We start from the raw sequence: 26526 nt of genomic DNA on the forward strand, positions 1-26526 counted from the left end.
GTTCGCTCGACGCGAACTCCGACACGAATCCCGCCGCGGGGTCATGCGGAATGAACAGCCCCGAAGAGTGATTCGGAGGGGCGCTTGGCCGTACCGTGGCACGGCGGCCATCAACCAAGGACAGCCATCATGCGTCATGGATTTCGCGGTCGTCGTTTCAATCGCACCACCGAGCACCGTAAGGCGATGTTCGCCAACATGTCGGCCGCGCTGATCAAGCACGAGCAGATCGTCACCACCCTGCCGAAGGCCAAGGACCTGCGTCCGGTCATCGAGAAGCTGATCACCCTCGGCAAGACCGACAGCCTGCATGCGCGCCGCCTCGCCATGTCGCAGATCCGCGACGAGGCGATGGTCCGCAAGCTCTTCGCCGTGATCGGCCCGCGCTACAACACCCGCCCGGGCGGCTACTGCCGCATCATGAAGGCCGGCTTCCGCTACGGCGACAACGCCCCCCTGGCGGTCATCGAGTTCGTCGACCGTGACGTCGACGCGCGCGGCAAGGATTCCGGCCCGGTTCTGGTGGACGACGCGGCGTAAGCCACGCCTCCTTTCGATGACGACCAAGGCGGCCTCCGGGCCGCCTTTTTCGTTGCCCGGACGACGCCGCGTCTCAGGCGGCCCGGTCGAGGAGGCGCGAGACCTCCGCCGCCAGATCGGCGGATTCGAAGGGCTTGCGCAGCACCGGCAGGTCTGCCGGGATCGGGATCGCCTCGGCATGGCCGGTGACGATCAGCACGGGCACGTCGGACCAGCGTGCGCGCACGATCTCGGCGAACTCCACCCCTGTCATGCCCGGCATCGCAAGGTCGGCGACCACGAGGTCGAAGGCCCCCTGTTCCATCAGCGAAAGGGCAGACGACCCGTCGCTGGCCTCGCGCTCGGTGTAGCCGAAGCTCGACAGGAACGAGGCCGTCACGTGACGGACCTCCGGGTCGTCGTCGACGACGAGGATGCGCGCCGCCCGGGCGGCCGGCATCGCGGTCCCCAGCACCGTCACCTCGTCGGGACCCGCCGATTCGACCCGGGGCAGGATGATCTGGACGCGGGTACCTTCCCCCGGGGCACTCTCGATGCGCAGGCGCCCGTGGGATTGCTGGGCGAGGCCGAAAACCATGGCGAGGCCAAGGCCGGTACCCTGGCCCACTGCCTTCGTGGTGAAGAACGGCTCGCAGACCCGCGCGAGGATCTCCGGTGCGATGCCGCTGCCCGAATCGGCGATCTCGATGGACAGGTAGGCGCCGGCCGGCAGGTCCGGATCGTCGTCCAGCACGAGGCTGCGGGTGGCGACGACGATCCGCCCGCCTTCGGGCATGGCGTCGCGGGCATTGATGCAGAGGTTCAGGATCGCGAGTTCGAGCTGGTCCGGATCGACGCAGGCGGCCGGCGCCTCCGGGGCGAGGATCGTCTCGACGGTGACGAGGCCCCCGAGGCTGCCGGCGAGCAGATCGTGCATCCCGGTGATCAGCTCGTTCACGTCGACGGCGCGCGGGCGCAGGTCGCGGGAGCGGCTGAAGCTGAGGAGGCGCTTGGTCAGGGAGGCGCCCCGCTGAGCCGCCTGCATGGCATTGCCGACGAGGCGCTGGACTCGCGGTTGGTCGGCGACCTTCGGCGCCACGAGTTCGAGGCTGCCGAGGATCGCCATCAGCAGGTTGTTGAAGTCGTGGGCGATGCCGCCGGCCAGGGTTCCCAGCGCCTGCATCTTGTCCGACTGCCGGAGGCGTGCCTCCAGGGATTTCTGGTCGGTGACGTCGCGTTCGATGGTGGCGAGATGGGTGATCTCTCCGCCCGCGTCGCGGATCGGCACGCGGGTGACGTGGCGCCAGCGCTCGGCCCCGGTCGCCCCCTCGGCGACCAGGCTGTCGCTTGGCTCGCCGGCCGCGAACGCGGCGGCATCCGCGCTGCGGATCGCTGCGCCGTCGCCCAGGATCGCCTCCTCGGTGCGTCCGAGGCAGCCGGCGACGTCGCCGCCGAGACCCGCGGCCTTGCGGGCGTTAAGGCGCACGAAGCGCCCCTCCGCATCCTTGAAGGAGATCGCATCCTCGGCATTGTCGAGGAGCCCGCGCAGGAGCGCCCGTTCCGTCGCGAGGTCCCGCCCGAGCTGATGCCGCTCGAAGGCCTGGCGCACGGTGTTGCGCAGGAGGTTCGCGTCCCAGGGCTTGGTGGCGTAGCCGGTGATGCCGCCCTGGTTCAGGGCCGCCACCACCGCGCTCATATCGGCGTAGCCCGTGAGCAGGATGGCCTGGGCGTCGTGGACTTTGCGCGCCTCGGCCAACATGGCGTCGCCTGTCATGCCCGGCATGCGCTGATCCGAGAGGATCACGGCGATGTCCGGGTTGATGGCCAGCATCCGCAGCGCCTCGGCCGGCTTCGTCGTGGTGAGGACGCGGTACTGGTCCTCGAACAGGTCCTCGAGGGCGATGAGGATGTCCGGTTCGTCGTCGACGGCGAGGATCGTGCCCTGTGACATGCTCAACCCGTCTGTCGTGGGATGCCGATGACGAAACAGGCCCCACCTCCGGGAGCGGCCTCGACGCTGAGCGTGCCGCTATGCGCCTGCACGACACTGTAGGCAATCGCGAGGCCGAGACCTGTGCCGGACCCGACGGGTTTCGTGGTGAAGAACGGCTCGAAGATCTTCTCGCGCAGCGTCTCCGGGATGCCGGACCCGGTGTCGTTGATCCGAATGATGTCGGTGTCGGGGAGACTGCGCGTCTCGATGGTGATGGTTCCGGAATCGGGCATCGCGTCCGCGGCGTTGCCGAGGATGTTCATGACGACCTGGTTCAGGAGGGCCGGCGTGCAGTGGATCTCCGGCCGGCCCGCGAAATCCCGCACGACCGCGATCCGGTCGCCGAGCTTGTGCTGAATCAGGGCAAGCACGGTCTCGATCGCCTCGGGCACGTGCACCAGGGTGCGCTCGCCCTCGTCGAGACGGGAGAACTTGCGCAGGTTGAGGACGAGGTCCTGGATGCGGGTCAGGCCCATGCGCATGGCCCCGACCCGGTCGCTGCACTTCCTGAGCCGGCGCGGGCTGTCGGGCGAATCCGGTTCCGCGACGACCTCGCCGAGGATGCGCTCCACCGTACCCTGGTGGGCGAGGATGAAGGCGAGGGGATTGTTGATTTCGTGGGCGATGCCCGCCACCAGCTCACCGAGAGAGGCCATCTTGGCCGCCTGGACGAGCTTGGCCTGCGCGTCGGTGAGCTTGCGATTGGCGGTGGCGAGATCCGCGTTGGCCTGCTCCAGGGCCCCGGCCAGGGCTGCGCGCGCCTCCGCCGCCTCGGCCTCGGCCCGGGCCCGCTCCAGGGCCCGCTCACGGGCGCCGAACTCGCCCGCGATGCGACGGTTGTCCTCCTCCAATAGTTTGCGACGCACGAGGCTGCGCACCCGCATCACCAGGATCTCGCCGTCGGATTTCGAGACCACGTCGTCGGCGCCCGCGGCGAAGGCCTCCACGAGGAAGTCCTTGGCCGGGCTGGATCCGGCGATGCCGACCACCTGGAAGGTCGGGGCGCCGGCCTCCCGGCCCGCGAGGCCGGCATTGCGGTGGTCGCTGATCGCCCGGCAGAGGGCGAGGCCGTCATAGGTCGTGGCGAGGAGGTCGATCGTCACGCAGTCGAAGGCGGCGCCCGCCGCCTCCAGGGCTGCGATGGCGGCGGCGTGGCTGTCCGCGGTGGTAACCTCCTGCCCCTCATGGGCGAGGAGGCCGGCGAGGAAGGTCCGGTAAGTGGCGCTGGCATCGACCACGAGGACGCGCCCCCGGCGGAAGGCGGAGACGCCGGGCCCGTCGCTGCCGCCCATGCGCTCGCGTAGGAGGGCGCGGATACGGAGCACGAGGAGGTCGCGATCGGCGGATTTCGCCACGTAGGCATCGGCGCCGCTCTCCAGTCCCTGGCGCTCGCCATCGCGGGCGCCGGTGAGCATCAGGAGGGGCAGGGCGCGGGTGCGGAGGGAGAGCCGGAGCTGGCGAGCGAATTCGTCGCCGTTCATGCCGGGGAGATGATGGTCCGCCACCACGAGGTCGGGCAGGCGGGTGTTGAGTTGGTCGAGGGCCGCCTCGGCCGTGGCGCAGCGCTCCACCGCGAAGCCCTTCGACTCCAGCAGCAGCCGCAGTTCCAGCGCCTGGGTCTCGGAATCCTCGACGAGGAGGAGACGGGGTGGGGTGGCCTCGGTCACGGCGCGGCCTCTGCCACGCGAGCGAGATGGGCGGCGATCCGGTCCAGGGGCAGCACAGTGCCGGCAGCCGAGAGGCGGATCGCGGCGGCCGGCATGCCGAACACCACCGCGGTGCTCTCGTCCTCGGCGACGGTGAGCCCCCCGGCCCGACGCATGTCGAGGAGGCCGAGAGCCCCGTCCTCGCCCATCCCGGTCAGCAGCACGCCGATGCCCCGCGCACCGGCATGCCGGGCGACGGAGCGGAACAGGGCCGTAGCGGCCGGGCGCTGGCCGCCCACCGGGGCGGCATCGCTGATCCGCAGATGGCCGCCGCCGCCGAGCTCCAGGTGCCGGTCCCCCGGTGCCACGTAGACGCGGCCGGCCTCGGCCCGTTCGCCCTCACGGGCCAGGGCGACCGGCAGCCCGACGACCCCGTTCAGCCAGCTGGCGAAACCCTCCATGAAGGCGGGACCCATGTGCTGGACGACCAGGACAGGAAGGGAGAAACTTGCCGGCAACGCGCCGATGACCCGGGCGAGGGCGGGCGGCCCGCCGGTCGAAGCGGCGATGGCCAGGACGCTGGCGGCTTCCGGCACCTTGAGGGCGGCGGCCAACGGCGGCGGCGCGGCGACGCGACCGGCCCATTCCGAGCCGATCGGCCGGCGCCGGATCACCGGCACGGCGGCCATGATGCGCAGCTGCGTGCAGATCTCGCTCGCGGCGGCGTCGTAGCCGGCATTGGTGGTGGCCACCGGCTTCTCCACCACCGAGAGCGCCCCGGCCCGCAGGGCGTTCATCGAGATGCGCAGGGAGGAATCTTCGATCGCGTCGGCGATGACCACGATCGGGGTCGGGCGCTCGGCCATGATCCGCCGCGTCGTCTCTAGGCCATCGATGCCCGGCAGACGGATATCCATCGAGACGACGTCCGGGCGGACCTGGCCGATCGTCGCCAGGGCCTCCTCGCCGGAGGCCACGGCCGCCACGACCTCCAGGCGCGGATCCCGGCCGACGATGTGGATGAGGAGCTGCCGCACCACGAGGGAATCCTCGACCAGCATCACCCGCACCCGCACGGGCGCTCCCGGCGTCGATCCGTCCCGCGCGTGTCCGGTCACAGCAATTGCCCGATGGTGTCGAGGAGTTTGCGCTGGTCGAAGGTCTGCTTCGTCAGGTAGGCGTCCGCCCCGAGGTCGAGGCCGCGGGCCACGTCCTCCGCATCGCCGCGCGAGGTCATCAGGATGACCGGCAGCTGCGCGAAAGCCTCCTCAGCCCGCAGGGCCTTCAGTAGGCCGAAGCCGTCGAGACGCGGCATCTCCACGTCGGCGACGACGAGATCTACGGGTTCGATGCCCGCCCGCAAGCGGTCGAGCGCATCCTGGCCGTCGACGCAAACGACGACGCGGTATCCCGCCGCTTCCAAGATACCCTTCTCCAAGGTTCGCGTGGTGATCGAATCGTCCACCACGAGGATCGTCGAACGTGGCGCCTGCGCGATCGTTCCGCGACTGCCTGTGGGTTGCGGTGCCGCGGCCGAGCCGGCCTCGCCCGCCCATGCGACCAGCCCCTCGGCATCGAGGACGAGAGCGGGCCGATCCCCCGACAGAATCACGGTTCCGGTGACCAGCCGCGGATCGGTCCCGATCGGCGGGGCCGGCAACACCCGCAGGGTGGTCACATCGGACAACGCATCGACGGCGAGGACGCAGCGGCGCCCGTTGCCACGGAGCAGGATCGCCGGGCAGGTGGCCCCGGCCTCCTCCGCGCGATCCGGCAGGCCGAGAAGGCTTGCCAGATCCAGCACCGGCACGCTGACGGGGCTGCCGCCGATCTCCACCTGCGCCACGGTGCGGCCCATCACCTGCGCGAGGTCGCTGCGATCCAGGCGCAGCAGGCGCTCGGCCGACGCGCTGGGGATCGCGTAGGTGATCCCGCCGCCCCGGACGAGAAGCATCGCCCGGCGGGCGGCCGAGAGCGGCAGCGCCATGACGAGTTCGGTGCCGAAAGGGCTGCGCGGCAGGAGGCGAACCGTGCCGCCGAGCCGGCGCGCCGCGTCCGCCACCACCGAGAGACCGATGCCGCGCCCCGAGAGGGTGTCGATGGCCGAGGCAGTTGAGAAGCCGGGCTCGAAGACCAGGGCGAGGAGCGCTTCCGGCCCGGGATCGGCGTCGGCTGAGAGCAGGCCCCGGCGCCGGGCGGTGTCGGCGATGGCCGCGAGGTCCGGCCCCCGGCCGTCATCGTGGATCCGGACGACCAGGCGCCCCCCCTGGACCTCGACGTCGAGGCCGATGGCCAGGGCGTCGGGCTTGCCGAGGTGCCGGCGCGTCTCGGGGGGTTCGGCCCCATGGCTCAAGGCGTTGCGCAGGGCGTGCAGGACAGGGTCCTTGAGGACCTGAAGCATCCCGCGATCGACCGGCAGGTCGAGACCGCGCGCGGTCACCGTGATGGCGCGGTCCGCCTCGCGCGCGTGGTCGCGCAGGGCTCGCGCGAATCCCCCGAAGGCGGTCTCGGCCGGGACCAGAGCCAGGCGCTCGGCCTCGCCGGCGACCCGGGCCATGGCGCCCTCGACCGAGGATGCGAGAGCGCTGCGAACCCGTGCCAGGTCGGCGGCATCGCGCGCCAGGGCGAGGAGTCCGGTCTCCAAGGCCCGCGCATCTCCCTCCGGCTCCGATCCGCGGGCGCCGCGCCGGCGCTCGGCGAGACGGGCGAGGTCGGCGGCCCGGCGCCCCAGGCGGGCGATGCCCTCGGCCAGCACGGCCTCGCCCCCGAGGGCACTGGCCAGTTCGTGTGTGGCCCGCGTCAGCGCTTCGACTGCGTTCGCAGGCACCCGCAGGAGGGTCTGGGCGACCTCGGTGGGGGCTTCGGACGGTGCGGACTTCGAAGCCGTGGCGACGGGCGGGGTAGGATCGGTGGCCGGCGCCGCGGTGGGGGCCGTGTCCGGCGCCCGGTCCGTCTCGGGCGATGCGGCGGCCTGCGGATCGAGGGCGCGGTCCAGGGCCGCGAGGGCATCGGCCGGCATGTCCGGGCCCGTCCCGTCGGTCAACCCGGCGACGTAGGCCTCGATCCGGTCGAGGGCGAGGTGCACGGCAGCGGTGGCGGTGCGCGAGAGACCGCCCTCCTGCGCCACCACGCGCTCGAACAGGGTCTCCAGGCGATGGGCCACCGCCTCCACCGCCGGCAGGTCGACGGCCCGGGAGGCGCCCTTCAGGCTGTGCGCCCGCCGGAAGACGTCGTTCCAATCGGGCGCGTGCTCGCCGTCCTCGCCTCCGAGGGCGGCACGGATTGCATCGATGTGCTCGCGGTGCTCGACCTCGAACGCCGCGAGTAGAAGCTGGCGAATGTCCATCGGTCGCCTAAAGTCGCCCCAGGGTTGCGGCGGATTCCGCACCTCCGGAATCCGCGCGAAGCCATTCGTTCATCATGCATGCCCCGCGAAACCGGAGGTCTCCCAACCGTGGAAGTCCGCTCAGTGCCGGTAGCGCTCGGCGAGCGTCATCAGGGCCTGGGCGAGTTCGGTGAGGTTGGCGGAGGCCGCCTCGACTTCGCGGGTGCCGGCCGCCGTCTGCTGGCTCGCCTGGCGGATGTTCTGCAGGGCGCCCATCACCTGCTCGATGCCGAGCTGCTGCTGGTTCGTCGAGGCGACGATCTGCTGGAAGGTCTGGACGCTTTCCTCGACCCGGGCGGTGATCTCCTCGATGGTCCGCTGGGTGGTGTCGGAGCGAGCCTTGCCCGCGGCGGCGCGCTTGACCGCCTCCTCGGTGAGCATGACCGAGGTGTTGATGCCGCGCTGGATCTCGCCGAGGATCGTCCGGACCTGCCCGGTGGCCGCCTTGGCCTGGTCGGCCAGGAGCTTCATCTCCGAGGCGACCACCGCGAAGCTGCGCCCGCTCTCGCCGGCCGCCGCCGCCTCGATGGCGGCGTTCAGCGCCAGGAGATGGGTGCGTTCCGAGATGTCGTTGACGGTGGTGATGATGTCGCCGATCGCCTGGGTCTTCTCGGAGAGGGCGACGATGTTGCCGGCCACCGCCTCGGCCTGCTCGCGGATCGAATCCATCGCCCGCGCGGTGTCGGCCACCGCGCGCAGGCCGGCGCGGGAGGTCTGGGCCGTCGACTGGGCCGTGGCGATGACCTCGCCGGCCCGCTTGCCGATCTGCGCGCCGGAATGGGTGATCTCGTCGACCGTGGCGGCGGTCTCCTGCACGGCGGCGAACTGCTCCTCGACGCTGGCCGCCTGCTCCTGGGCGGAGGCGCGGATCTCGGCCGCCGCCGCGTTGAGGTCCGAGGTCGCGGCCCGGTTGGTCCGGGCGAGGTCGGCCAGGCCCGCCACCATGCGGTTCAGGGTGCGGCCGAGACGGCCGATCTCGTCCTTGCCCCGCGCCTCGAGGGTCCCCGAGAGGTCGCCCTCGCCGACGCGCTCGGCGAAGGCCATCACCGCCTCGAGAGGCCGCACCACGGCCCGGCTGATCAGCAGGGTGATGAGGATGCTGAGAACGATGCAGGCGCCCAGCGTGAGCAGGATGGAGAGGCGGCTGCGCTCGTAGAGATCGGCCACGCTGCGCTGGCCGGCGGCGATGCCCTCGTCGAGGGCGCTGCGGGTGCGCTCGATGTCGCTGAGGAACAGCTCCTGGCTTCGGTTCAACGCCTCGTTGCGGGCCTCGACCCCGTCCACGTCCTTGGCGGCGATCGCGGCGAATTGCGCCTCGCTCGCACTGCGCAGCTCGCGCAGTTCAGCCACGGCCTCGATGGCGATGCCGTTCACCTTGCGCCAGGCGAGACTGCGCTCTTCGGAAGCCGACCGGGCCCGGTAGCTGTCCGTCGCGCGCACGAGTTCGGCGAGGATCGCCTCGGCCTCGGCGGCGGACCGGCGCCAGGAGGCGGAGCCGTCATCCCGCTCCGGGCCGCCCCGCGCCCGCATCAGCAGCGCGATGATGGCGTTGCGGCGCTGGAGGCCCATGTCGCGGGCCTTGTTGGCGAGATCGTCGAGCTGGCGCGCCACCGTCAGGTCGCGGGTGACGATGCCGTCGGTCGTGTCGCGCACCACGCCGATCTGCCCCAGGGCATAGAAGCCGAGCGCCACGATGACGATGGTGATGGCGACGAAGCCGAGGAGGATGCGTTTTCCGATCGAGATCGACACGAGGGGCTCCAGGCTCCGGGAATTCGAGCGGGACCGAGGCAGGACGGCCCCGGGTCTCGGCAGTACGAAGAAGGCTCACCGCCGGCGCGGCAGCGCGGCAGGGACGGTCACGGCAGGTACCGGCGCAGGAGACGCGGCAGATCGACGACGACGAACCCGGGTTCCCCGTCCGGTCCGGCGCCGGGCGGGGCATACCCCGAAACCGCCTCCGTGCTCAAACCGGCCTCGGCGAGGGCCGGAACGTCCGTCGCCTCGGCGATTTCGGCGACACCGAGGACGCGGTCGACGGCGAGCGCCACCGGAACCCCCGCGCCCCGCACGAGGACCACGTGGCCCTCGTCACCGGGCGCCGCGGCGCCGCGTCCGAGGGCGCGGGCGAGGGCGATCAGGCTGACGACCCGGCCGGAGATGGCGATGAGCCCGAGGACCGCCGCCGGGGCACCGGGGAGGGGGGTCACCGGCCGGGCCGGCAGCACCTGGGCCACCTGGGCGAGGGCGAGGGCGAAGCGGTCGTCGCCGCAGGCGCAGACGAGAACGGCCCGCGTCGGCCCGGCGGCCTCAGCCGTCCCCCGTCCACGCCCGGCGAGCAGGCGGGAGCGCTCGGCGCGCAGGGCCTTCAGGCGGGCGGCGGGGGCTTCGGCCCGGGTCTGCGTCACGGCCCTTCTCCTGTCACGCCGGCACGGGCAAGGGCGGCGCTGCGCGCGATCTCGTGCGGGCCGAGCCCGTCGCCCTCGGCCACCACCGCATCCGGCGCCAGGGATTGGGCCAGACGGATCGCGTTGTCGAGGGCCCGCACCGCGTCCGCCCGCCGGCCGAGGCCGATCATTAGCAAGCCGAGCTGGTAATGCGCCATGACGAAGGTGCGGTCGAGGTAGAGCGCGCCGCGCCAGGCCCGCTCGGCCTCGGCCTCGCGCCCGAGGCTGTGGGCAAGGAGGCCGTCATAGTAGTGCAGGACGGGATCGGTCGGCGCAGCGCGGATAGCCGCCCGGACCGCCCGCCAGGCCTCCGCGGTCTCGCCGGCATCGGCCAGGGCCCGGATGCGGGCCGGATCGTCCGGTCGCACCGAAGGGTCCGGGGGCTCCACCGCATCCGCGCCGGGGGGCCCGGGGAAGTCGAGCAGGGTCGGGTCGGGCAGGTCGGATTTGGACGAGCCGAACTCGGCCGCCTCCGGCTGCCCGATGGCCGGCATGGGCGGGGCGACCGGGGCGGGCTCGGGGACGAACTCCGGGACCCAGGGCGGCGGAGGGAGGACCGGGGCGCCGGCGCCCCGTGGCCGATAGGCGACGGTTCCGGGCAGGTTCACGGGTTCCAGCATCGCCGCGATGGCCGGGTTCGGCTCGGCATGCCCGATCAGGAGCCAGCCCTCGGGGGTCAGGCGCCGGCCGAGGGCGCGCACGATGCCGAGCACGACCTCGGCCTCGAAGTAGATGAGTACGTTGCGGCAGAGGACGAGGTCGAACTCCGCCAGGGGCTGAACGGTGCGGACGTCGAGGAGGTCCATCAGGTTGCGCCGCTCGAAGCGCACCATCCGGCGGAATTCCGGCCGCAGGGCGTAGGTGCCGTCGCGGCCGGGTCCCGCGACGGCCGGGCCGGGCACGAAGTAGCGCAGGCGCTCGCCGAGGGGCAGGGTCCGCAGCGCCCAGCGGCCGTAGATCCCCGCCCGCGCGGTCTCGAGGGCGGCCGTGCTGATGTCGGTGCCCAGGATCGAGACCCGCCACTCCGGCAGGGCGGTTCCCAGGAGTTCGTGCAGCAGGATGGCGATCGAGTAGGGCTCGGCTCCGGTGGAGCAGCCGGCGCTCCAGACCCGGAGGGTACGCTCGGGGGCGCGGGCGGCGATCAGGGCGGGCAGGATGGTGGTGCGCAGGGCCGCGAACTGTTCGGCGTAGCGGAAGAAGAACGTCTCGCCGATGGTGATCTCGGCCTCCAGCGCGGCCCATTCCGGACCGCCGGTCAGGCGGTCGTCGAGGCAGGCGGCATAGGCCGTCGCATCCGCGAGCCCGAGCGCCCGGAAGCGCTTGCGCAGGCGGTCGAACAGGAGGTCGTCCTTGTCGGCATAGTAGTGATGGCCGGTGCGGGCGATGATCCGGTCCTTGAGGGCCGGAAATCCCGGATCGACCTCCGGGCCTGAGCGCGGCGGACGCGTCATGGTTGCTGCATGCCGGGTGGCGGCCGGGTCAGACGGCCGACAGGGCGGCGAGGCGCTCGGCCGCCGCATCGGTCAGGGCCGACAGGCGGGCCCGCTCCTCCGCCGTGAGGAGGCGGGCCAGGCCGAGCACGTGGACCAGCCCGTCATCCCGGGCGATCTCGGCGACGACGCAGCCGTTGAGGGTCCGCTCCGCCGCGACCGGGCGGAGCGCAGCCGCCTCCACCGTGATCAGGTCCTCGACGCGGTCGACCAGGAAACCGGTGCCCCGCGGCGCATCGAGGAGGATGTGCCGGTAGGCCTCTTCGGCGTCGCGGCGCGCGGCGTCCGTGCGCAGGCCGAGGAGCCGGGCGAGGTCGACCACGGGCACCGGGCGGCCTCCGAGATTGAGGAAGCCCGCGAACGGCCCACCCCCGGCCGGCGGCGCGTGCAGGTCCGGCAGCGGCAGCACCTCGCTCACCGACGTGCGCGCGAGCGCGCAGGCGACGCCCGCCACGTCCAGGAGGAGGAAGGCGCTGGTCTCGGACAGGGGCGGGGATCCTTGTGGACGGGCGGGGACCGGACGCGATCCGACATCGGACCTCGGCCTTGATAGGACGGCGATGCGGCGGGGAGCAAACACGAATCCGTGGCCTCGGCCGAGGTCGCGCCCTCGCGGCGCCGGCCCTCTGCCCTAATATAGTGAGACCCCGCGCGCCTGCGCCCGCCGGGACCTCTCATCCCAGGAGTCCTCACATGTCCCGACCCGCCCAGACCGTCCGTACCGCCGCCCTGACCCTCGTTCTCCTCGCGGTCGGCGGGATGGCCCGGGCCGAGGTTCCGAGCGCCGATTGGCTCACCCCGGCTCAGGCGAAGCAGGCCCTGAAGAATGCGGGTTACAGCGAGATCACCAAGCTCGAAGCCGATGACGGACACTGGGACGGCGAGGGGATCAAGGACGGACGACGGATGCGGTTCGATGCGGACCCGAAGACCGGCGCCATCCTCGGGGAAGTTCCGGTCGAGTGATCCGGTCCGGATCCGGCGTCCGTTGTCTGGGCCCGTTGCCCGGGAACGTGCGACGCCTGAACCGGCAAGATCGTGCGCCCCGGCGTTGACCGGTGTCGCCGCCTTCGGTAAGACACCCCACACGATTTTCGATTCGCCTTGTCGGGCGGACGAACGAGGCGGACAACGACGCGATGCGTGCCATCCTTATCGTAACGGAAGCGCCACCGACGGGGCGGACCTGACACCAGGGTCCGCGATCCGAATGGTGGCGCATGCAGGGTCCCTCGGGGCCCTTTTTTATTGCCGCGACGCGCCGGACGACACGAACAGCACAGACAGTTTCAAGGAGCAGGACGATGGGCGGCGAGGTCATGACCGGGGCCGAAATGGTCATCCGGGCGTTTCAGGATCAGGGTGTCGACACGCTGTTCGGGTATCCCGGCGGCGCGGTGCTGCCGATCTACGACGCGCTCTTCCACCAGGAGACCCTCAAGCACATCCTGGTGCGCCATGAGCAGGGCGCCGTCCATGCGGCCGAGGGCTATGCGCGCTCGTCCGGCAAGGTCGGCTGCGTCCTGGTCACATCGGGACCCGGCGCCACCAACATCATCACCGGCCTGACCGACGCGCTGCTCGATTCGATCCCGCTCGTCTGCATCACCGGCCAGGTTCCCACGCACCTGATCGGAACGGACGCCTTCCAGGAGTGCGACACGGTCGGCATCACGCGCCACTGCACGAAGCACAACTACCTGGTCAAATCGATCGACGATCTGCCCCGCATCCTGCACGAGGCGTTCTACGTCGCCGCCAACGGCCGGCCCGGCCCGGTCGTCATCGACCTGCCGAAGGACGTGCAGTTCGCGTCGGGCGTCTACGAGCGTCCGACCCAGAACGGCCACAAGACCTACAAGCCGGCCTTCAAGGGCGATGCGGCTCAGATCCGGGCGGCCGTCGAGCTGATGGCCTCCGCCCGCCGGCCGATCCTGTACACCGGCGGCGGCGTCATCAATGCCGGCCCGCACGCCTCGGCCCTGCTGCGCAGGCTCGCCGCCGAGACCGGCTTTCCCGTCACCTCGACCCTGATGGGCCTGGGCGCCTTCCCGGCCTCGGACGACAAGTTCCTCGGCATGCTCGGCATGCACGGGACCTACGAGGCGAACCTGGCGATGCACGAATGCGACGTCATGGTCTGCATCGGCGCGCGCTTCGACGACCGCATCACCGGCCGCCTCGACGCCTTCGCGCCGTTCTCGAAGAAGATCCACGTCGATATCGATGCCTCCTCGATCAACAAGGTCGTCAAGGTCGATGTCGGGATCGTCGGCGATTGCGGCTCGGTGCTGGAAGACATGCTCGCCGCCTGGAAGGCGCTGCCGCGCCAGCCGGACACGGCCCGCCTGGAGGATTGGTGGACCAAGATCCGCACTTGGAAGGCGCGCGACTGCCTCGCCTACTGGCCGTCGGGCACGATCATCAAGCCGCAATACGCCGTCCAGCGCCTCTACGAGGCCTGCAAGGACCGGGAGACCTACGTCACCACCGAGGTCGGCCAGCACCAGATGTGGGCGGCGCAGTACTTCAAGTTCGACGAGCCGAATCGCTGGATGACCTCCGGCGGCCTCGGCACCATGGGCTACGGCCTGCCGGCGGCCATCGGCACGCAGCTCGCCCACCCGGACGGGCTCGTCATCGACATCGCCGGCGAGGCTTCGATCCTGATGAACATGCAGGAGCTGTCCACGGCGGTTCAGTACCGCCTGCCGGTCAAGATCTTCATCCTGAACAACGAGTACATGGGCATGGTGCGCCAGTGGCAGGAGCTGCTGCATGGCTCGCGCTACTCGCAGAGCTACTCCGAGAGCCTGCCGGACTTCGTGAAGCTGGCCGAGGCCTACGGCGCCAAGGGCATCCGCTGCGAGAAGCCGGGCGACCTCGACGCGGCGATCGCCGAGATGCTCGACTATGACGGCCCGGTCGTCTTCGACTGCGTCGTCGACAAGAAGGAGAACTGCTTCCCGATGATCCCGTCGGGCAAGGCGCACAACGAGATGCTGCTGTCCGACTACCTCGGCGAGACCGGGGTCGAGATCGGGGACGTCATCTCCGAAGAGGGCAAGATGCTGGTCTGAGCCTCCGGACCCATCCTGACGCATCCGGATCGGGCGCCGCGCGCCCGGTCCTTTTCCGATCGGCCCCGCCGGGCCACTCACGACACGCCATCGCAGACGAAGGTCCGGGGCACGCCATGAACGCCATGAACACGCACTATCCCGATGCCGGCCGGGTCGAGCCGATCAACCGGCACACCCTGGCCGTCATCGTCGACAACGAGCCCGGCGTGCTCGCCCGGATCTCGGGGATGTTCTCGGGACGGGGCTACAACATCGAGAGCCTGACGGTGTCGGAGACCGAGGTGGCGCGCCATCTCTCCCGCATCACCATCGTCACCGCCGGCACCGATGCGGTGATCCAGCAGATCAAGGCGCAACTCGACCGCCTCGTGCCGGTGCACCGGGTCGTCGACCTCACGCTCCAGGGCAAGGCCCTCGAGCGCGAACTCTGCCTCGTCAAGGTGGCGGGCACCGGCGAGCACCGCACCGAATCGCTGACCCTCGCGGCCGCCTTCGGCGCCAAGACCCTGGACGCGACCCTGAACTCCTTCGTGTTCGAGGTCACCGGCACCACGGAGGAGATCGATCGCTTCATCGGCCTGATGACGGTGATCGGCCTCGTGGAGATCTCCCGCACCGGCATCGCCGCGATGGGACGCGGCGCCGAGCCGATGTAGGTCCCAAGGTCTGGCATCGCGGGAGCCGTTCTGGTCGATGGGGTCCGCTCGATCGACGGGAAGGTACGCATCCGCCGGTCCATCGGCTCCGTGCCGAACTCTGTCCTCACCGAAGTTCGCGGGACGCTCGCGACGTTGATCGGCATCACCTGGAACGCTCCAGAGATCACATGACCACGCTCTACTACGCCCCCGGCGCCTGCTCGCTCGCCTCCCATATCGCCCTCGAGGAGACCGGTGCACCCTACGAGACGGTACGGCTCGACCTCGCCAAGGGCGACCAGCGGGCGCCCACCTACCTTGCCGTCAACGAGCGCGGCCGGGTCCCGGCGCTGGCGGAGGGCGATTGGGTGCTCACGGAGAACACCGCGATCCTGCGCCACATCGCGCGCGTGCATCCCGAGGCCGGCCTGTGGCCGCAGGATCCACGCGACCAGGCCCGGGTCGACGAGTGGCTCGGCTGGCTCTCCACCGGCCACCACATCGCCTACGCGCATATCCGCCGGGCCGAGCGGTACTCGAACGACGAAACAGCCTTCCCGGGCATCCAGGCCAGGGGCGCCGAGACCTGCGGCGACCTGTTCACGATGACCGAGGTCAAGCTCTCCAACGGCGGCTGGGCCGTCGGCGAGGCCTACAGCATCGCCGATCCCTACCTGCTGCTGTTCTGGACCTGGGGCCGGGGTCCGGCGCTCGGCTTCGACATGGCCGAGCGCTTCCCGGCCTGGACGGCCCATGCCCGGGCCATGGCCGCGCGCCCCGCCGTGCAGGCGGTCTTCGCCCGCGAAGGCCTCAAACTGCCGGCCTGAACGCGGCACAGGGGCGGCAAAGGACGGGGCATGCGACAATGCCCCTTCCGTCAAGGGGATCGCCTCGCTAAAAGCTCCGCGATCGCACGGCCGCGCGGATGTCGTTTCAGATGAGGGCGCCGGAGCGCACTCATGCCGATTTCATGCCCAATCGAGAGAAAAGAGAAGGTACCGCCATGCGGGTCTATTACGATCGTGACGCCGACCTCAACCTGATCAAGGGCAAGAAGGTCGTCATCGTCGGCTACGGCAGCCAGGGCCATGCCCACGCGCTCAACCTGCGCGATTCGGGCGTCAAGGACATCGTCATCGCCCTGCGCGAGGGCTCGGCCACCGCCAAGAAGGCGGAGCACGAGGGCTTCACGGTGATGTCGGTGGCCGAGGCCGCCAAGCAGGCCGACGTCGTCATGATGCTGACCCCGGACGAGCTCCAGGGCGACATCTACAAGGAGTCCCTGGAGCCGAACATGAAGCAGGGCGCCGCCCTCCTGTTCGCCCACGGCCTCAACGTGCACTTCAACCTGATCGAGCCCCGCAAGGACCTCGACGTGCTCATGGTCGCCCCGAAGGGTCCTGGCCACACCGTGCGCGGCGAGTACCTGAAGGGCGGCGGCGTGCCGACCCTGATCGCCATCGCGCAGGACGCTTCGGGCAACGCCCACGACCTCGGCCTGTCCTACGCCTCAGCCAACGGCGGCGGCCGCGCCGGCATCATCGAGACCACCTTCAAGGAAGAGTGTGAGACCGACCTGTTCGGCGAGCAGGCCGTGCTCTGCGGCGGCCTCGTCGAGCTGATCAAGGCCGGCTTCGAGACCCTGGTCGAGGGCGGCTACGCCCCCGAGATGGCCTATTTCGAGTGCCTGCACGAGGTAAAGCTCATCGTAGACCTCATCTACGAGGGCGGCATCGCCAACATGAACTACTCGATCTCGAACACCGCCGAGTACGGCGAGTACGTCACGGGCCCCCGCATCGTCACGCCCGAGACCAAGGCCGAGATGAAGCGCGTCCTCAACGACATCCAGTCGGGCAAGTTCACCCGCGACTGGATGCTGGAGAACAAGGTCGGCCAGACCTCGTTCAAGGCCACCCGCGCCAAGCTCGCCGCTCACCCGATCGAGGAGGTCGGCGCCAAGCTGCGCGGCATGATGCCGTGGATCTCCGAGAAGGCCCTGGTCGACAAGGCCAAGAACTGAGGTCGGGATCGGGGAGGCCGGCATCGTCCGGCCTCCCCTGACGGAGGGCGCCGGCGTCGCGAGAGCGGCGCCGGCTTTTTGATGCGCGGTCCCGGGGCCACACCGCGCGCGCTCGGACACGACGGAGCCGCGTCGCCTGTTGTGCTCCGACGGGTTTCCCGCGATCATCTCGGGCAACGGCGGCCCGGACGAGAGCAGCCGAAACGCGGAGGACCCCCATGGCATCGCTCTACTCTGACGCGCATCGCGCGCTGCAGGAAGAGTTCAAAACCGTCAAGCTCGCCGAGCGCCTGGACACGGGCTGGGTCCAGGACAGGATCGGCGAGACCGAAGCCGCCTTCATCGGCAGCCGGGACATGTTCTTTCTCTCCACCGTCGATCCCGACGGCATGCCCACCGTCTCCTACAAGGGCGGCAACCCCGGCTTCGTGAAGGTGCTCGACGGCAACACGCTGGTGTTCCCGGGCTTCGACGGCAACGGCATGTGGTACTCGATGGGCAACATCGAGGGGCAGTCGAAGGTCGGCCTACTGTTCATCGACTTCGAGACCCCGCACCGGGTCCGCGTCCAGGGCCATGCCCGGATGCTGCGCGACGATCCCCTGATGGCCGAGTACACGGAAGCCAAGTACCTCGTCCGCGTCGAGGTCACGAAGGCCTGGGTCAACTGCCCGCGCTACATCCACAAGTACCAGAAGGTGGCGCAGAACCGGTACGTGCCCACCCCCGACAAGGAGACGCCGCTCGCCCTCTGGAAGCGCCTCGACATGGTCGCCGACGTCATCCCCGAGGAGGATAAGGCCCGCGTCGCACAGGAAGGCCAGATCGAGTTGCCCGAGTACGAGGCCCGGGTCGCGCGCGGCGAGAGCTGAACCGGCGCGGCGTCAGGGCAATTTCGGTAATCTCAGGATCACCGAAATTGCCCAAATCTATTGTGTGGTCGCATTGTCTTCACGCGAGCCGGAATCCACCTCGCTTGAAAATGCTCTAGCCCGCGCGTCGCGCGACGATGAACACCCGAGGGAATGCGAGCAGTCGCCGTCCGTCACGGCGGGGTGGATACCCCTCCGCGATCGCAGCCGTGTAGGCAGTGAGGAACCCGGCCTCTTCGTCGGGCGTGAGCGGGTCGAGGAAGGGTCGCAAACCCGTGGCGCGGACCCATTCGACAATGGCGGACGCATCTGCCATCCGGTGGTGATAGGCAGTGCGCCAGACATTCACCTCGGCGGCGTGCGGCGCCAGCAGATCGTAATAGCTGGCCGGTTCCAGCATGCGCCCGAGCCGGCCGGCCACGGCCGGGTCGCCGATCGGCGCTGCCCAGGGGCCGGTTTCCGCCACCATGCGCATCAGGCGGTGCGACGGCTCGGCGAGGTTGTCAGGCATCTGTACGGCGAGAACGCCGCCGGGTGCCAGGAGGCCGAAGAGACGGGGTAGCAGCACCGGGTGGTCGGGTAGCCATTGCAGCACGGCATTGGCGTAGATCAGATCCGGCGCCCGGTCCGGCTGCCAGGTCGCCGCGTCCGCCAGCGCGAAGGAGAGGCCGGGCAGGCGCTCGCGGGCCCGCTCCAGCATGGCCGGGGAGGTGTCGAGGCCGATCACCTCGGCCTCGGGGAAGCGGGCCGCAATCAGCGCTGTGGAATTGCCGGGGCCACAGCCGAGATCGTAGGCGAGGCCCGGCGCCGCGAGCGGAACCTGGGCGAGGAGTTCGGCCGCCGGACGCGTGCGCTCGTCCTCGAAGCGGGTGTAGAGGGCGGGGTTCCAGTCGGACATCGTGCGTCTCCCAAAGCCGGCCCTTTGGGAGGCCGGATCGCCTCACTCGTCAGGGGACCATCCGCAGACGCGGCCCGCGGCGGACGAATCCGACGATGTCCTTGACGGCGTCGAGGGTCGGCGCCGCGATGGCCTCGGCGCGCTCGGCGCCGTCGGCGAGCACCGCATCGATCTCGGCCGGGTCGGCCACGAGGCGCTTCATCTCGGTGCCGAGGGGCGCCAGGGTCTCGACCGCGAGCTCGACCAGGGCGCCCTTGAAAACCGAGAACTGGGCGCCGCCGAAGTCGCGCAGGACCTCCTCGCGCGTGACGTCCTTCAGGGCGGCGAAGATACCCACCAGGTTGTCGGCCTCGGGCCGACCGGCCAGGCCCGCCACCTCGGAGGGGAGGGCGTCCGGGTCGGTCTTGGCCTTGCGCACCTTGGCGGCGATCGCGTCGGCATCGTCCGTCAGGTTGATCCGCGAATTGTCGGAGGCGTCCGACTTCGACATCTTCTTGGTGCCGTCGCGCAAGCTCATGACGCGCGCCGCCGGCCCGCCGATCAGGGGCTCGGTGACGGGGAAGAAGCCGGCCCCTTCGTCGTGCCCATGGGCGGCGATCGACTGCGAAAAATCGTTGTTGAACTTCTGGGCGATGTCGCGGGTCAGTTCGAGGTGCTGCTTCTGGTCCTCGCCCACGGGCACGTGGGTGGCGCGATAGGCCAGGATGTCGGCCGCCATCAGTACGGGATAGTCGTAGAGGCCGATCGAGGCGTTCTCCCGGTCCTTGCCGGCCTTGTCCTTGAACTGGGTCATGCGGTTGAGCCAACCGAGCCGCGCGACGCAGTTGAAGATCCAGGCGAGTTCGGCGTGCTGGGGCACCTGGCTCTGGTTGAAGACGATCGAGCGCGTCGGGTCGATACCGGCGGCGAGGAACGCGGCGGTGACCTCGCGGATCTGGCCCTTCAGCGCGGCCGGGTCCTGCCACAGGGTGATCGCGTGCAGGTCGACGACGCAGTAGAGGCACTGCGCATCGCGCGCCTGCATCTCGACGAAGCGCTTGATGGCGCCGAGATAGTTGCCGAGATGCAGGTTCCCGGTCGGCTGTACGCCCGAGAACACCAGTTCCTTGAACGCGGTCATCGCGGCGGGGTCCTCGTGCGGATTGCGGGAGAGCGGCCGCGGACGTCGATCCCGTGCAGCCGAGCGCCGGTTTCTGGACGCCGAGCCGGAACCGGTCAAGGCTTCGCGAAAACCCCCGACGATCGCACGGGAGCGTCGGCACGGGACGACCGGGGTCGTTAGGGCTCGCGGATCGCGCCCCCGGTCCCCGTCCGACCCTGACCTTCGGGACAGAGGTCGAGGAGCACGCAGCGGGTGCAGGCGGGATTGCGGTGGTGACAGACCTTCTGCCCGTGCAGCATCAGCACCTCGTGGTTGTCGTAGAGGGCCTGCGCGCTCCAGTCGGCGGGCAGCTGTGCCCGCAGGATCGGGTGGGACGGCCCGACATCGACGCGGGGACCGATCAGCCCGGTGCGCTGGGCGACCCGGTGGTGGTGGCTGTCCACCGGCAGGGCGGGCATTCGCAGGATGCTGAAGGAGAGCACCGCCGCACTCGTCTTCGGCCCGACGCCGGGAATCGCCCCGAGCCAGGCCCGGGCCTCCTCCACCGCCATGTCCTTCAGGAAGTCGAGGGTGAGCGCGCCGTGGCGCGCCTGCACGGCGGAGAGGATCGCCTGCAGTCGCGGCGCCTTCAGCTCGGGCCAGGTCACCCCGGCGATGGTCGCCTCGATCTCGGAGACGGGAGCGGCCAGCATCCGGTCCCAGGCGGGGTAGCGCGCCCGCAGGGCCTTGAAGGCGCGGCCGGACTCCGCGTTGCGGGTTCGGTGGGAGAGGAGCGAGGAGACGAGTTCGCTCAATGGGTCAAGGCTGTGGAAGTAGGGGATCGGGCAGCCGTAGACCGGGCAGAGGCGAGCATGGATCGCCAACGCCTTGTCCGTCAGGGCAGGATCGATCGCGGCCGGTACGGACTTTGAAGAGCGGGTCCGGCGGGGGCGGGGGCCGGCGAGGTCGTGCCCTGATGCGATCGGCATGCTGGAGGAATCGAGCCCGAGTCGTCGCGGTTCCCGAAGTCGACGCCAGGCCATGCCCGGACTGACGGATCGGACAAAGCGTAACGCGCCGGCCGGGCAGGGCGCCTTGCCTGACGCAGTGCAATGTGAAACCCTGACCGAGTCATCAAGGACGATACGGGAGAGCCCAGGTCGAGCGTTTCACAGAGCGAAGCCTTCGAACCATGGCGCCGACGGAGCAACCACCCCCGGAAACTCTCAGGCACAATCACCGTACCGTCGGACAATCTGGAGAGAGGCGCCTGATGGCGCCCACCGAAGGAGAAATCCCGGACCGCAGCCGCGGTCGGGGAGAAGCTCTCAGGTAACCGCGACAGATGGGGGCAGCCGGACACGCTCAGTCGAGCTTCCGGAGGCTGTTCGTCGTGGAGTGATCCGATGTCCCCTGATGTTGCCCGCACACCCCTGCATGCCCTGCACCTGCGTCATGGCGGCCGCATGGTCCCCTTCGCAGGCTACGCCATGCCGGTGCAGTACCCGGCCGGCCTCCTCAAGGAGCACCTGCACACGCGGGCCCAGGCCGGCCTGTTCGACGTGTCGCATATGGGCCAGATCCGGCTCACCCCGCACTCGGGCGATGTGGGCGACGCGGCGCGCGCCCTGGAAACCCTCCTGCCCATCGATGTCCTGGGCCTGAAGCCGGGCCGCCAGCGCTACGGGCTCCTCCTCGATGCGTCGGGCGGCATCCGCGACGACCTCATGGTCGCCCATTGCGGCGACAGCCTCTTCGTCGTGGTCAACGCCGCCAACAAGGTCGACGACGCGGCCTATCTCCGCGCGCATCTCTCCGACACCTGCACGGTGAACGTGCTGGCCCGCGCCCTCGTCGCCCTGCAGGGGCCGGGCGCGGAGGCGGCCCTGGCGCGCCTCGCACCGGAGGTGGCCGGGATGCGCTTCATGGACGTGCGGATGCTCGGGCTGCTGGGCGCCTCCGCCATCGTCACACGCTCCGGCTATACCGGCGAGGACGGCTTCGAGATCTCGGTACCGGAGGACAGGGCGGAGGCCCTGGCCGAGGCGCTGCTCGCCGATCCGGACGTGCTGCCGGTCGGGCTCGGCGCCCGCGATTCCCTGCGCCTCGAGGCCGGGCTGTGCCTGCACGGCAACGACATCCACCCCGGCATCGACCCGGTGGAGGCCGGCCTGTCCTGGGCCATTCCGAACGTGCGCCGCCGTGGCGGGATCCGGGCCGGCGGCTTTCCCGGCGCGGGGCGCATCCTCGACGCTCTGGAGGCCGGCCCGGCGCGCAAGCGCGTCGGCCTGCGCCCCGAGGGGCCCACCCCCGTGCGGGCCGGCGCGCCGCTCTTCGCAGACGAGACCGGCGCGGCGGTCGGCCAGGTGACGTCCGGCGGTTTCGGGCCGAGCCTGCAGGCCCCCATCGCCATGGGCTACCTGCCGGCCGCCCTCGCCGCCCCCGGCACCCGCGTCTTCGCCGAGGTGCGCGGCAAGCGCCTCGCCGTCGCGGTCTCGGCACTTCCCTTCGTTCCGGCAGGCTTCAAGCGCGCCTGATCGGGCCCGTTCCGTCCCCCCCCTTTGCCAACAACCAGGAGAAAGCGATGCGGAAGTTCACGGACGAGCACGAGTGGCTGGATTGCACCGGCGACGTCGCCACGGTGGGCATCACCGCCCACGCCGCCGAACAGCTCGGCGACCTCGTCTTCATCGAGTTGCCGAAGGTCGGCGCGAAGCTGGCCAAGGGCGAGGCCGCGGCGGTGGTCGAGTCCGTCAAGGCGGCCTCGGACGTCTATGCGCCGGTCTCCGGCGAGGTCACCGAGGTCAACGAGGCGGCCGTGGCCGACCCGTCCAGCGTGGGCACCGACCCGCAGGGCGCCGGGTGGCTCTACCGCATCCGCCTCGACGATCCGGCCAGCCTCGAGGGGCTGATGGACGCGGCCGCCTACGCCGAGTTCGCGAAGTAGCGCCGCCGCTTACCCCTCCCCCCCTCAGCGGGGGAGGGTGCCCACGGAGTGGGCGGGAGAGGGAGCAACCTCTCCGGATACGGCGCTTCCCTCATCCGACCCGCTGCGCGGGCCACCTTCTCCCGCTGAGGGGAGAAGGGATGCGACGGCACAGTCCAGATCATTCACAATCCGAGGTCCCCCATGACCACCGACCGCTACGACCCCTACGACTTCGCCAACCGCCGCCACATCGGCCCGACGACGCAGGAAATCGAGGCGATGCTCGGCGTCGTTGGCGCCGAGAGCCTGCATGCCCTGATGGACGAGACCCTGCCGGCCGACATCCGGCAGGAGGAGCGCCTCGATTTCGGGGGCGCCATGACTGAGCGCCGGGTGATCGAGCACATGCGGGGTATCGCCGACAAGAACCGGCTCCTCGTCTCGCTGATCGGGCAAGGCTACCACGGCACCACCATGCCGCCGGTGATCCAGCGCAACATCTTCGAGAACCCGGCCTGGTACACCGCCTACTCGCCCTACCAGCCCGAGATCAGCCAGGGCCGGCTCGAGGCGCTCCTGAACTTCCAGACCCTGGTCTGCGACCTGACCGGCCTCGACATCGCCAACGCCTCGCTGCTCGACGAGGCCACCGCCGCGGCGGAAGCCATGGGCATGGCGCAGCGCATTGCCGGCACGGGCCGGACCGCGTTCTTCGTCGATGCCGAGTGCCTGCCCCAGACCATCGCAGTGCTGCGCACCCGCGCCGCGCCGCTGGGCTGGACCGTCGTGGTCGGCGATCCGGCCAAGGACCTCGACCCCGCCCAGGTCTTCGGGGCGATCTTCCAGTATCCCCGCGTCTGCGGCGGCATCCGCGACCTGACCCAGCCCATCGCCGACCTGCACGCGGCCGGCGCGGTCGCGGTGGTGGCGGCCGACCCCCTGGCACTGACGCTGCTCACATCGCCGGGCGAGATGGGCGCGGACATCGCCGTCGGCTCGATGCAGCGCTACGGCGTGCCGATGGGCTATGGCGGGCCGCACGCCGCCTACATGGCGACCCGGGACGCGCACAAGCGCACCCTGCCGGGCCGCCTCGTCGGGGTCTCGGTGGATGCCCGCGGCAACCGCGCCTACCGCCTCGCGCTCCAGACGCGCGAGCAGCACATCCGCCGCGAGAAGGCGACCTCGAACATCTGCACCGCACAGGTGCTGCTCGCGGTCATCGCCGGCATGTACGCGGTCTTCCACGGCCCGCGCGGGCTGAAGGCCATCGCGGCCCGGGTCCATCGCGACGCCGTGCGCCTCGCCGCCGGGCTGGAGGCCCTCGGCTTCACGGTGGAGCCGGAGCACTTCTTCGACACGATCACCGTGCGGGTCGGCGCCTTCCAGGGCCTGATCCTCGGACAGGCGGTGGCAAACGGCGTCAACCTGCGGACGGTGGGCGACGACCGCATCGGCATCACGGTGGACGAGCGCACCCGGCCCGACATCCTCCAGGCCGTCTGGCGCGCCTTCGGGGCGAAGGACCCGGCCTATGACGAGGCCTGGCCGGAGCACCGCCTGCCCGCCGCGCTGGTGCGGACCTCCCCCTACCTGACGCACCCGATCTTCCACATGAACCGGGCCGAGAGCGAGATGACGCGCTACATGCGCCGCCTCGCCGACCGGGACCTGGCGCTGGACCGGGCGATGATCCCACTCGGCTCCTGCACGATGAAGCTCAACGCCACCGCCGAGATGCTCCCCGTCTCCTGGCCGGAATTCTCGGAGATCCATCCCTTCGTGCCGGCGGACCAGGCTGAAGGGTACCAGGCCCTCATCGGAGATCTGTCCGAAAAGCTCTGCGCCATCACCGGCTACGACGCGATCTCGATGCAGCCGAATTCCGGGGCTCAGGGCGAGTATGCCGGGCTCCTGGCCATCCGGGCCTATCACCGCGCGCGGGGCGACGCGCACCGGACCGTCTGCCTGATCCCGTCCTCGGCCCACGGCACCAACCCGGCCTCGGCGCAGATGTGCGGCATGAGCGTCGTGGTGGTGGGCGCCGACGCGCAGGGCAACGTCGACCTCGACGATTTCCGCCGGAAGGCCGAGCTGCATTCCGAGACGCTCGCCGCCTGCATGATCACCTATCCGTCGACCCACGGGGTGTTCGAGGTGCAGGTGCGCGCGATCTGCGACATCGTCCACGGCCACGGCGGACAGGTCTACCTCGACGGGGCCAACCTGAACGCCCTGGTGGGCCTCGCCCGCCCCGGCGATATCGGGGCCGACGTCAGCCATCTCAACCTGCACAAGACGTTCTGCATCCCCCATGGCGGGGGCGGCCCCGGCATGGGACCGATCGGCGTCAAGGCGCACCTGATCCCGTTCCTGCCCTCCGACCCGCGTACCGGAGAGGCGGGTGCGGTCTCGGCGGCGCCCTACGGCTCGGCCTCGATCCTGCCGATCTCCTGGAGCTACTGCCTGCTCATGGGCGGGCGCGGCCTGACCCAGGCGACCCGCATCGCCATCCTGAACGCCAACTACATCGCGGCCCGGCTGAAGGGCGCCTACCCGGTGCTGTATTCCGGCGCCCAGGGCCGGGTGGCGCACGAGTGCGTCATCGACGTGCGGCCGTTCCAGAAGAGCGCGGGTGTCAGCGTCGAGGACATCGCCAAGCGCCTGATCGATTGCGGCTTCCACCCGCCGACCATGTCCTGGCCGGTGGCCGGCACCCTGATGATCGAGCCCACCGAATCCGAGACCAAGGGCGAGATCGACCGCTTCTGCGAGGCCATGCTGGCGATCCGCGAGGAAATCCGCGCCATCGAGGACGGGCGGATGGACAGGGCCGACAATCCCCTGAAGCACGCGCCCCACACGGTGCGGGACCTCGTGGGAGCCTGGGAACGCCCCTATTCCCGCGAGGCGGCCTGTTTCCCGAGCGGAAGCCTGGGGATGGACAAATACTGGCCCCCGATCAACCGGGTCGACAACGCCTACGGCGACCGCAACCTCGTCTGCGCCTGCCCACCGGTGGACTCCTACAGCGAGGCGGCAGAGTAGGGACCGCCCATCGCGCTCCCGGCCCACCCGGGACGGGAGCGCCCCTTCCGGGTGAAGTCCGCTCGACAGAGCCCTTGGCCTATCGCCAGTCGGGCAGCGTGATCGTCACCATCTTCCCAGTCAGAGGATCAAAGATCGTCACTGTCATGCCAGCCTCCACTGAAACAGCCGGAGACCTAGCCTTCTCCAGGATTGTGGCTGGAACTTGACTTTACAAAGATCAACAAACAACGATGCTGTTGATTGCCGTGGAATACATCCCAGTGCCCCATCGCGGCCCGCTTCCGCCACACGCCGCCGGTCTGAACCGGCCGGGCGGGACGCCGGAGGCCGAACGCGTTCAGGCGCAGCGGTCGCCCCCCCCCGGAACAGCATGTTTTGACGCCAATCCCATAAACGTCTAAGATCAACGCTATCCCAATACGGCAGGAAGAAATATCTATATCAATTGTCATCCGTATTGATCGCCCAGGC

At 70.3% G+C, this 26526-nt stretch carries 21 protein-coding genes and 1 riboswitch; of the genes, 10 read left to right on the top strand and 11 right to left on the bottom strand.

What is annotated here, in order from left to right:
- The first annotated feature begins 129 nt into the window (after positions 1 to 129).
- Positions 130 to 540 carry a 50S ribosomal protein L17 gene (gene rplQ, locus ASF18_RS00465; protein ID WP_055949338.1) on the top strand — a complete coding sequence of 137 codons (411 nt, stop codon included), beginning with the start codon at positions 130 to 132 and terminating at the stop codon, positions 538 to 540.
- A 73-nt stretch (positions 541 to 613) separates the two neighbouring features.
- Here the strand turns inward: rplQ and ASF18_RS00470 are convergent, their stop codons facing one another.
- The 8 genes from ASF18_RS00470 to ASF18_RS00505 all read right to left on the bottom strand — a co-directional run bounded on the left by ASF18_RS00470 (position 614) and on the right by ASF18_RS00505 (position 11967).
- Complete coding sequence (locus tag ASF18_RS00470) at positions 614 to 2470, bottom strand: response regulator (RefSeq protein WP_056348345.1); 1857 nt, start codon at positions 2468 to 2470, stop codon at positions 614 to 616.
- 2 nt (positions 2471 to 2472) lie between these two features.
- A complete protein-coding gene (locus tag ASF18_RS00475) occupies positions 2473 to 4179 on the bottom strand; it encodes a response regulator (protein ID WP_056219906.1) in 1707 nt (568 codons plus the stop codon).
- Complete coding sequence (gene cheB / locus ASF18_RS00480) at positions 4176 to 5219, bottom strand: chemotaxis-specific protein-glutamate methyltransferase CheB (RefSeq protein WP_056348349.1); 1044 nt, start codon at positions 5217 to 5219, stop codon at positions 4176 to 4178. Before cheB ends, ASF18_RS00475 begins: the two co-directional genes overlap by 4 nt.
- Before the next feature lie 53 nt (positions 5220 to 5272).
- Positions 5273 to 7504: a response regulator gene (locus ASF18_RS00485; protein ID WP_056348352.1), complete on the bottom strand. Its 2232-nt coding sequence runs from the start codon at positions 7502 to 7504 to the stop codon at positions 5273 to 5275.
- Positions 7505 to 7624: 120 nt separating this feature from the next.
- Positions 7625 to 9295 carry a methyl-accepting chemotaxis protein gene (locus ASF18_RS00490; protein WP_056219916.1) on the bottom strand — a complete coding sequence of 557 codons (1671 nt, stop codon included), beginning with the start codon at positions 9293 to 9295 and terminating at the stop codon, positions 7625 to 7627.
- A gap of 107 nt (positions 9296 to 9402) precedes the next feature.
- Positions 9403 to 9951, bottom strand: a complete 549-nt coding sequence (locus tag ASF18_RS00495) for a chemotaxis protein CheW (RefSeq protein ID WP_056348355.1) — start codon at positions 9949 to 9951, stop codon at positions 9403 to 9405.
- Complete coding sequence (locus ASF18_RS00500) at positions 9948 to 11441, bottom strand: protein-glutamate O-methyltransferase CheR (protein ID WP_056348357.1); 1494 nt, start codon at positions 11439 to 11441, stop codon at positions 9948 to 9950. The genes ASF18_RS00495 and ASF18_RS00500 overlap by 4 nt, the downstream gene beginning before the upstream one ends.
- Positions 11442 to 11469: 28 nt before the next feature.
- Complete coding sequence (locus ASF18_RS00505) at positions 11470 to 11967, bottom strand: chemotaxis protein CheW (protein ID WP_056348670.1); 498 nt, start codon at positions 11965 to 11967, stop codon at positions 11470 to 11472.
- 206 nt (positions 11968 to 12173) lie between these two features.
- Between ASF18_RS00505 and ASF18_RS00510 the strand changes: the two genes are divergently transcribed.
- The 6 genes from ASF18_RS00510 to ASF18_RS00535 all read left to right on the top strand — a co-directional run bounded on the left by ASF18_RS00510 (position 12174) and on the right by ASF18_RS00535 (position 18096).
- Complete coding sequence (locus tag ASF18_RS00510) at positions 12174 to 12446, top strand: PepSY domain-containing protein (protein ID WP_056219927.1); 273 nt, start codon at positions 12174 to 12176, stop codon at positions 12444 to 12446.
- A 338-nt stretch (positions 12447 to 12784) separates the two neighbouring features.
- The gene (locus ASF18_RS00515; RefSeq protein ID WP_056219930.1) at positions 12785 to 14560 is read left to right on the top strand and encodes an acetolactate synthase 3 large subunit; all 1776 of its coding nucleotides are present in this window, start codon (positions 12785 to 12787) and stop codon (positions 14558 to 14560) included.
- A 116-nt stretch (positions 14561 to 14676) separates the two neighbouring features.
- Entirely contained in the window at positions 14677 to 15219 is a 543-nt protein-coding gene (gene ilvN, locus ASF18_RS00520) for an acetolactate synthase small subunit (RefSeq protein ID WP_056183565.1), read from the top strand.
- A gap of 170 nt (positions 15220 to 15389) precedes the next feature.
- Positions 15390 to 16028 carry a glutathione S-transferase family protein gene (locus ASF18_RS00525; RefSeq protein WP_056348361.1) on the top strand — a complete coding sequence of 213 codons (639 nt, stop codon included), beginning with the start codon at positions 15390 to 15392 and terminating at the stop codon, positions 16026 to 16028.
- A 176-nt stretch (positions 16029 to 16204) separates the two neighbouring features.
- Complete coding sequence (ilvC, locus tag ASF18_RS00530) at positions 16205 to 17224, top strand: ketol-acid reductoisomerase (protein WP_056219936.1); 1020 nt, start codon at positions 16205 to 16207, stop codon at positions 17222 to 17224.
- A gap of 218 nt (positions 17225 to 17442) precedes the next feature.
- Positions 17443 to 18096 carry a pyridoxamine 5'-phosphate oxidase family protein gene (locus ASF18_RS00535; protein WP_056348364.1) on the top strand — a complete coding sequence of 218 codons (654 nt, stop codon included), beginning with the start codon at positions 17443 to 17445 and terminating at the stop codon, positions 18094 to 18096.
- A 115-nt stretch (positions 18097 to 18211) separates the two neighbouring features.
- Here the strand turns inward: ASF18_RS00535 and tam are convergent, their stop codons facing one another.
- The 3 genes from tam to ASF18_RS00550 all read right to left on the bottom strand — a co-directional run bounded on the left by tam (position 18212) and on the right by ASF18_RS00550 (position 21064).
- Complete coding sequence (gene tam, locus ASF18_RS00540; RefSeq protein ID WP_056348367.1) at positions 18212 to 18994, bottom strand: trans-aconitate 2-methyltransferase; 783 nt, start codon at positions 18992 to 18994, stop codon at positions 18212 to 18214.
- 49 nt (positions 18995 to 19043) lie between these two features.
- Complete coding sequence (gene trpS / locus ASF18_RS00545) at positions 19044 to 20114, bottom strand: tryptophan--tRNA ligase (RefSeq protein ID WP_056219945.1); 1071 nt, start codon at positions 20112 to 20114, stop codon at positions 19044 to 19046.
- A gap of 158 nt (positions 20115 to 20272) precedes the next feature.
- Positions 20273 to 21064 (bottom strand): Fe-S cluster assembly protein HesB, encoded by a 792-nt coding sequence (locus ASF18_RS00550; protein ID WP_056348370.1) that lies wholly within the window; start codon positions 21062 to 21064, stop codon positions 20273 to 20275.
- A gap of 257 nt (positions 21065 to 21321) precedes the next feature.
- Positions 21322 to 21430: riboswitch (glycine riboswitch) on the top strand.
- A gap of 51 nt (positions 21431 to 21481) precedes the next feature.
- On the opposite strand from ASF18_RS00550, the gene gcvT reads away from it, so the two are divergent.
- The 3 genes from gcvT (at position 21482) to gcvP (ending at position 26052) form a co-directional block, all read left to right on the top strand.
- Positions 21482 to 22612: a glycine cleavage system aminomethyltransferase GcvT gene (gene gcvT, locus ASF18_RS00555; protein WP_056348374.1), complete on the top strand. Its 1131-nt coding sequence runs from the start codon at positions 21482 to 21484 to the stop codon at positions 22610 to 22612.
- Positions 22613 to 22659: 47 nt separating this feature from the next.
- Entirely contained in the window at positions 22660 to 23022 is a 363-nt protein-coding gene (gcvH, locus tag ASF18_RS00560) for a glycine cleavage system protein GcvH (protein WP_056348376.1), read from the top strand.
- 183 nt (positions 23023 to 23205) lie between these two features.
- Positions 23206 to 26052 carry an aminomethyl-transferring glycine dehydrogenase gene (gcvP, locus tag ASF18_RS00565; protein ID WP_056348380.1) on the top strand — a complete coding sequence of 949 codons (2847 nt, stop codon included), beginning with the start codon at positions 23206 to 23208 and terminating at the stop codon, positions 26050 to 26052.
- Positions 26053 to 26526 lie beyond the last annotated feature (474 nt).

The sequence above is a fragment of the Methylobacterium sp. Leaf89 genome (assembly GCF_001422215.1).
Lineage (GTDB): Bacteria > Pseudomonadota > Alphaproteobacteria > Rhizobiales > Beijerinckiaceae > Methylobacterium.